Origin of the sequence: Arboricoccus pini (genome assembly GCF_900187945.1) — a bacterium.
Lineage (GTDB): Bacteria > Pseudomonadota > Alphaproteobacteria > Geminicoccales > Geminicoccaceae > Arboricoccus > Arboricoccus pini.
Genome location: NZ_FYEH01000025.1, coordinates 1 through 6,482, shown reverse-complemented (window position 1 = coordinate 6,482; position 6,482 = coordinate 1). Strand labels below are relative to the sequence as shown.

General features: G+C 60.8%; 5 protein-coding genes. 4 read left to right on the top strand and 1 reads right to left on the bottom strand.

Annotated elements, in window-relative coordinates; all coding sequences use genetic code 11:
- Window positions 1-278 precede the first annotated feature (278 nt).
- Window positions 279-827: a cupin domain-containing protein gene (locus CFB17_RS18695; RefSeq protein WP_088563103.1), complete on the bottom strand. Its 549-nt coding sequence runs from the start codon at window positions 825-827 to the stop codon at window positions 279-281.
- A gap of 145 nt (window positions 828-972) precedes the next feature.
- Here CFB17_RS18695 and CFB17_RS18690 point away from each other — a divergent pair, with 145 nt between their 5' ends.
- The 4 genes from CFB17_RS18690 to CFB17_RS19050 all read left to right on the top strand — a co-directional run bounded on the left by CFB17_RS18690 (window position 973) and on the right by CFB17_RS19050 (window position 6,097).
- Window positions 973-2,298, top strand: coding sequence for an aspartate aminotransferase family protein (locus CFB17_RS18690; protein WP_088563102.1), 1,326 nt, complete (start codon window positions 973-975; stop codon window positions 2,296-2,298).
- A gap of 138 nt (window positions 2,299-2,436) precedes the next feature.
- Window positions 2,437-3,936, top strand: coding sequence for a CoA-acylating methylmalonate-semialdehyde dehydrogenase (locus CFB17_RS18685; RefSeq protein ID WP_088563101.1), 1,500 nt, complete (start codon window positions 2,437-2,439; stop codon window positions 3,934-3,936).
- 255 nt (window positions 3,937-4,191) lie between these two features.
- Window positions 4,192-4,821, top strand: a complete 630-nt coding sequence (locus tag CFB17_RS18680) for a DapH/DapD/GlmU-related protein (protein ID WP_088563100.1) — start codon at window positions 4,192-4,194, stop codon at window positions 4,819-4,821.
- Window positions 4,822-5,446: 625 nt separating this feature from the next.
- Window positions 5,447-6,097, top strand: a complete 651-nt coding sequence (locus CFB17_RS19050; protein WP_133063962.1) for a hypothetical protein — start codon at window positions 5,447-5,449, stop codon at window positions 6,095-6,097.
- The last annotated feature ends 385 nt before the right edge of the window (window positions 6,098-6,482 follow it).

Sequence of the window (6,482 nt, the reverse complement as noted above, 5' to 3'; positions counted from 1 at the left end):
CGCTCCTTGCCGAGAATGAGGGCAAGATTGGCGATGCCGCCCTCATTCGCCGCCGAGAAATCCTCCTGCGCCCCCTGGTGCGCGAAAACGCCGGGCGAGATCGTCACCAACGCGCGTCAGGCCGGCGCCGATACGGTGGTCACGACGCCTGATCCGGGGAGCCGGCACCTCGAACCAGGCAATGCTCAGTCAATTCCTCATGAATAATCTAAGCGCCGACATTTTCGGTATCGTCAGCGCCTGAGCGCTCGCCCGGCCCCGGTGCCGCGTGGACCGTCCTAGAAACTGGGCGGCGTGCAGGCGCTGACCACCTCGCAGGGCTCGGGGCCGACGGCGCGGAAGCGATGCGGGCGGCGACTAGCGAAATAGTAGGCGTCCCCGGGTCCCAGGATCTTGCGCTCCTGGTCGACCCAGACCTCGAGCCGGCCTTTGATGATAATGCCGCCTTCCTCACCCTCGTGGACGAGCGGCACGCGGCCGGTGTCGGCGCCTGGCTCGTAGCGCTCCTTGAGGAGCTGCAGGGCGCGGCCGAACAGGTTCTCGCCGACCTGGCGGTACGAGATCGGTCCCTTGCCGATCTCGACCAGCTCGTCCTTGGCGTAGAAGGCGCGCTCCGCCTGGTCGGGCTCGAGGGCGAAGAAGGCGGCAAGGCCGATCGGCACGCCGTCCAGGATACGTTTTAGGGCACCTACCGAGGGGTTCATCTGGTTGCTCTCGATGAGCGAGATCGTCGAGTTGGTGACGCCGGCGCGCTTGGCCAGCTCGCGCTGCGAGAGCTTGTGCAGCCGGCGCACGTGGCGCAGCCGCAAGCCGACATCCACGCTCATGGCCGAATCCCCTGTTGGTCCTGTTGCGGATCGCGCAAATCTTTAGCGCGGGGGCGAGGTTTTACAAGCGCTTGGCCCCAACAAGAAAAGGACTTGTTCCGCTCCGTCCTTCATGGTCCACCCAGGGGAGATGGAGGACCCGCTGATGAACGCCTTGAGCAATAAGCCCGACCTTGAAGCCTTCTGGATGCCGTTCACGGCGAACCGTCAGTTCAAGGCGGCGCCGCGCCTGCTGAGCTCGGCCGAGGGTATGTACTACCAGAGCGATGATGGTGCATCCGTTATCGACGGCACGGCCGGACTCTGGTGTGTCAATGCCGGGCATGGCCGCGAGAGCATCGCGCAGGCGGTGGCGCGCCAGGCCTCGACGCTCGATTTCGCGCCCACCTTCCAGATGGGCCACCCGATCGCGTTCGACTTCGCCACCAGGCTGGCCGAGATCGCGCCCGAGGGTGTTGATCGGGTCTTCTTCGTCAATTCGGGGTCGGAGGCGGCCGATACGGCGCTCAAGATGGCGCTGGCCTATCAGCGAGTCATCGGCCAGGGTACCCGGACCCGGCTGATCGGCCGCGAGCGGGGCTATCATGGCGTGGGCTTCGGCGGCATGTCGGTCGGCGGCATCGTCGGCAATCGCCGGGCGTTCGGCACGCAGCTCCCTTATGTCGACCATATCCGCCACACACATGATCTGGAGCGCAACGCCTTCACCAAGGGCCTGCCGGCGCACGGGGCCGAGCTCGCCGACGATCTGGAGCGGCTGGTGGGGCTGCATGGCGCCGACACGATCGCCGCCGTCATCGTCGAGCCGATGGCGGGCTCGACCGGCGTCCTGTTGCCGCCCAAGGGTTATCTGGAGCGGCTGCGCGCGATTTGCGACAAACACGGCATCCTCTTGATCTTCGACGAGGTGATCACGGGCTTCGGCCGCCTGGGCACCCCCTTCGCCAGCCAGTATTTCGGCGTGACTCCCGACCTTTTCACGACCGCCAAGGGCATCACCAACGGCACCGTGCCGATGGGTGCCGTCTTCGCCAGCCGCAAGGTGCACGACACCGTGGTCGAGGGCGGTCCCGAGGGGGCCATCGAATTCGCGCATGGCTATACCTATTCGGGCCATCCGCTGGCCTGTGCTGCCGGTCTGGCCACGCTCGACATCTATGCCCAGGAGGGTCTCTTGACCCGTGCGGCCGAGATTACCGACTACTGGCAGGACAGCGTCCACCAGTTGCGCGACTGCCCCTTCGTCATCGATGTCCGCTCGATCGGCCTGGTGGCCGGCATTGAGCTGAGCTCGCGCCCGGGTGCCCCCGGTGCCCGCGCCTACGAGATCTTCGTCGATGCCTTCGAGAGCGGTCTTCTGGTGCGCACGACGGGCGACATCATCGCCCTCTCGCCGCCGCTCATCGCCGAGAAGAGCCATGTCGACGAGATCCTCACCAAGCTGCGCGACTGCCTGAAGCGGGCGAAATAATCGCCGGCGGATCGGGCGGAGCTGAGCTGGCCGCCCGGACCCTCTCTTCAATCAAAGAGCCCAAGGCTCGAGACCGGCGGGGCAGGGTGGCCGGCACCGGCAGCACCCCGTCTCGTCCACATCCCCGGAGTTATCAAAATGTCCATATCGATCGCGCATTTCATCGGCGGCCAAGAAGTTCCGGGGACAGGGACGCGGCGCCAGGCTGTCTATAATCCGGCCACGGGCGAGGTTTCCGGCGACCTGCATCTGGCCAGTCCCGCCGATGTGGACGCGGCGGTGCGGGCGGCCGCGGCGGCCTTTCCCAAATGGGCGGCAACGACACCGCTTCGCCGGGCGCGCGTCCTCAACAAATTCCTTCGCCTGCTTGAGGACAACACCGAGAAGCTGGCGCTCGTCATCTCGGCCGAGCATGGCAAGGTGGTCTCGGATGCTGTGGGCGAGGTGCAGCGCGGTATCGAGGTGGTGGAGTTTGCCACGGCCGCGCCGACGCTCTTGAAGGGCGAATTCACCGAGAATGTCGGCACGGGCGTCGACAGCTATTCGACCCGCCAGCCCCTTGGCGTCGTAGCCGGCATCACGCCCTTCAACTTTCCGGCCATGGTGCCCATGTGGATGTTTCCCGTGGCCCTGGCCTGCGGCAATTGCTTCATCCTCAAGCCGTCCGAGCGCGACCCCTCGGCCAGCCTCCTGATCGCAAGGCTGCTCAAGGAAGCGGGCCTGCCCGATGGTGTCTTCCAGGTGGTCCAGGGCGACAAGGAGGCCGTCGACGCGCTTCTCGCGCACCCCGGCATCGCGGCCGTCAGCTTCGTCGGCTCGACGCCGATCGCCCGCCATATCCACCAGACGGCCACGGCCAACGGCAAGCGCTGCCAGGCGCTTGGCGGGGCCAAGAACCACATGATCATTATGCCCGACGCCGACATGGACCAGGCCGTCGACGCGCTCATGGGCGCGGCCTTCGGCTCGGCCGGCGAGCGCTGCATGGCAGTCTCGGTGGCGGTGCCCGTCGGCGAGAAGACGGCGGATGTGCTGATCGAGAAGCTGGTGCCGCGCATCGAGGCCCTGAAGATCGGCGTCGGCACCGATCCCGAGAACGAGATGGGCCCGGTCGTTACCGCCCAGGCACGCGATCGCATCGTCGGCTATATCGACAAGGGCGTGGCCGAGGGTGCGAAGCTCGTCGTCGACGGTCGCGGCCTGAAGCTGCAGGGCTACGAGAACGGCTATTTCGTCGGCGGCACGCTTTTTGACCATGTCACGCCCGAGATGACGATCTACAAGGAGGAGATCTTCGGCCCGGTGCTGGGCGTGCTCCGCGCTGCCTCCTACCAGCAGGCGGCCGACCTCATCAACGCGCACGAATTCGCCAACGGTACGGCCATCTTCACCCGCGACGGCGACGCCGCCCGCAGCTTCGCCCAGTCGATCCAGGTCGGCATGGTTGGCATCAACGTGCCGATTCCGGTACCCATGGCCTTCCACTCCTTCGGCGGCTGGAAGGCGTCCCTGTTCGGCGACCACCATATGCACGGCCCCGAGGGCGTCCGCTTCTATACCAAGCTGAAGACGGTGACCGCCCGGTGGCCGACCGGCATCCGCCAGGGCGCCGAATTCGTCATGCCGACGATGAAGTGAGGCCAGCCCGTGCCAGCACCGGGCGTGACGTGAACCCAGCATTTCCCGCCGCACCGCCCCGGTCGAAGGGGTGGCGTTCGGGAGTAAAAATCCTGCCTCGCCAGGATTAATGACAATAGTGTGACAGTTCCGGCAAGTGGAAGCTATTGTCTTTGGATGAATAGGACGGGTCTTTTGCGCCCGTGCTGTTTCTTTTTCTGTCTCGAGGGCTGTATGTTCGTGCGGCATCGCCCGTAATCCCTCGAGGTTTTTTCCATGCAAGCCCGACACGCGCCCAAGATTGCCGCCACGGTGATCCATCCCGCAGCTGCCCTGCGCGAGGCCGAGATCGGCCGCTGCTGCGAAGTCCTCGAGAACAGTCAGCTCGAATATTGCAGTCTCGGCGACTATAGCTATGTCGGTCAGAACTGCATGATCGCCGATGCTGGCATCGGCCGTTTTACCGCGATCGCCGCTTCAGTGCGCATCGGTGCGCCCAACCACCCGATGGACCGGCCCTCGCTGCATCGTTTTACCTATTGCCCGGAATATTACGATTCCACGGCGACACGCGACAGCGGTTTCTTCGCCGATCGCCGGCAGGACCGGGTAACCATCGGCAACGATGTCTGGATCGGCCACGGCGTCATCGTCCTGCCGGGCGTCACGGTCGGCGACGGTGCCGTCCTGGCCGCCGGTGCCGTCGTGACCCGCGACGTCGCCCCCTACAGCATCGTGGGCGGTGTCCCCGCCCGCCTCATCCGCGCGCGTTTCCCGCGCCCCATTGCCGACCGCCTGGCCCGGATCGCCTGGTGGAACTGGCCCCCCGAGACCATCTTCGCCCGCCTCACCGACTTCCAGAGCCCCGACATCGAGGCCTTCTGCGCGAAATGGGATAAGGACTGATACTATCGCCGTGGGAGCGAAATTCTCGGTAACCATTACATGCATGGACCGGAACCTATGCAAGGTTATAGGTAGTTCTAGCCAGTGAAGGCTAGGATGTCCTCCGGAATCAGACAGGGCGCCAGTTTGCCACGCCGACCATAGAGAGAACGGGAAGGCTCGTACCTCCTCTTTTCTCAATATCGATGCGACGACTTTCAGGGAGGTGAATGGAATTGAATAACGCAAATAAATCTCTGTCGCAGCCGAATCCGGACAAGATAGTTTGGAATAAATCAGTCGAAGACTGCGATGTTCTTGATAAACCCAAATTGCAAACCTTTCGTGATAAAAGATGCCTATGGATTGGCTGGTTGAGCGGTGAGGATCCCAGTTCCATAGAGCGTCAGTTGCGTGAAATGTGCTTAAATTATGTTATATTTCGAATGTTGAATGAGGCGTTACGGCTTATAATCAGAGATAATACACGTTCTCCGCTACGCGATCCAAGTTTGTTTGCTTTCATAACAAACGGCTTTCTGGCAAGTCAGATATTATGCATTCGTCGCCTTAACGAAAAAAATAACAAAAATCCTAATAAAGAAGTAGTTTCTATAAAGCGTCTCGTAGAAGACATTTTTCGAATATGCATATATTTACCAGAAAAAGTTTTGTGGGATATAATGGGGCGACTTTTGACCCAGAGCCGGAACGTCGCTTGTCGCAAGCAAAGACTGCCAATCAGCTTGCCAACTCTGGAGCGCCAGTCCAAGGTTTCCTAAAGAACGTGCGCTACTCGTGCAGTTGGGAGTTCTCAGAAGCAGCGCACAACACCTTTAACCAACTTTCCGGCGTGAAAGGGGGCATAGGCAATCGAGGTGATCTTATTTCTCAAAAAGTCTTTAATAATCTTTGTCTATCTCTGCAAGACCAATCGTTAAGAAACATAGAAACATTAGCAAACAAGCGAATCGCACATTCCGCAAGCATGATCTCGCGGGGCGCATCGAACTCATTGGGAATAAGTTTTGCTGATATTGAGCGTGCTCATTGTATACTGATTTCGTCATCAAGTTATATATTGTCCCACCTATTGTATGAGCGGGATCTGGATATCATGCCGGATTCCACATTTGATTGGCGCAGAAATTTTGACGATTGCGGCCTAAATAGTGACCAGCTTGGTAGAATTGCTCTTTTTGGAAAACGGTTGGCGGCAAGATATAAGAAATGGGCGACTAAGCCAGAAATGCTTCTTTTCCCAAAATCGCAACGAATTAATAACGATTTACCATAATAAAAAACCTAAAGTATGTCTAGGCAATCATTCTTGGCAATCACCCCTCGTGTCTGATTGTCTGTGAGCGGCAATTTCAGTCAAACCCTTTCTGCGCGGGGTTTTAGAGACTATGCTCAATCGAGCGCAGAGCAGATGAGATCTCTGTAAGCAGATAGATTCGGACCCTCGTTCAAATCGTGAGCTTGTCCTGGGAACAAACTCCTAATATCATGGATCCCATGGACTGGACCGATCGCCTCGCCCCCAAGCCGCCACGGCGCCGCTACCCCTTCTGGGCCAGGCGTGATCGCAGGCGCACGGCCCAGGCCATGGCGGCCGGACGCAGTGCCGAGGAGATGGCGCTCGTCAACCGCGTTCCCGTCATGGAAGTCGAGAAGCTGCT

Bases quoted from the DNA above. Each gene is read 5' to 3' on its own strand.
- CFB17_RS18695 (WP_088563103.1), bottom strand. From the start codon at position 827: ATGAGCGTGGATGTCGGCTTGCGGCTGCGCCACGTGCGCCGGCTGCAC.
- CFB17_RS18690 (WP_088563102.1), top strand. From the start codon at position 973: ATGAACGCCTTGAGCAATAAGCCCGACCTTGAAGCCTTCTGGATGCCG.
- CFB17_RS18685 (WP_088563101.1), top strand. From the start codon at position 2,437: ATGTCCATATCGATCGCGCATTTCATCGGCGGCCAAGAAGTTCCGGGG.
- CFB17_RS18680 (WP_088563100.1), top strand. From the start codon at position 4,192: ATGCAAGCCCGACACGCGCCCAAGATTGCCGCCACGGTGATCCATCCC.
- CFB17_RS19050 (WP_133063962.1), top strand. From the start codon at position 5,447: ATGCATATATTTACCAGAAAAAGTTTTGTGGGATATAATGGGGCGACT.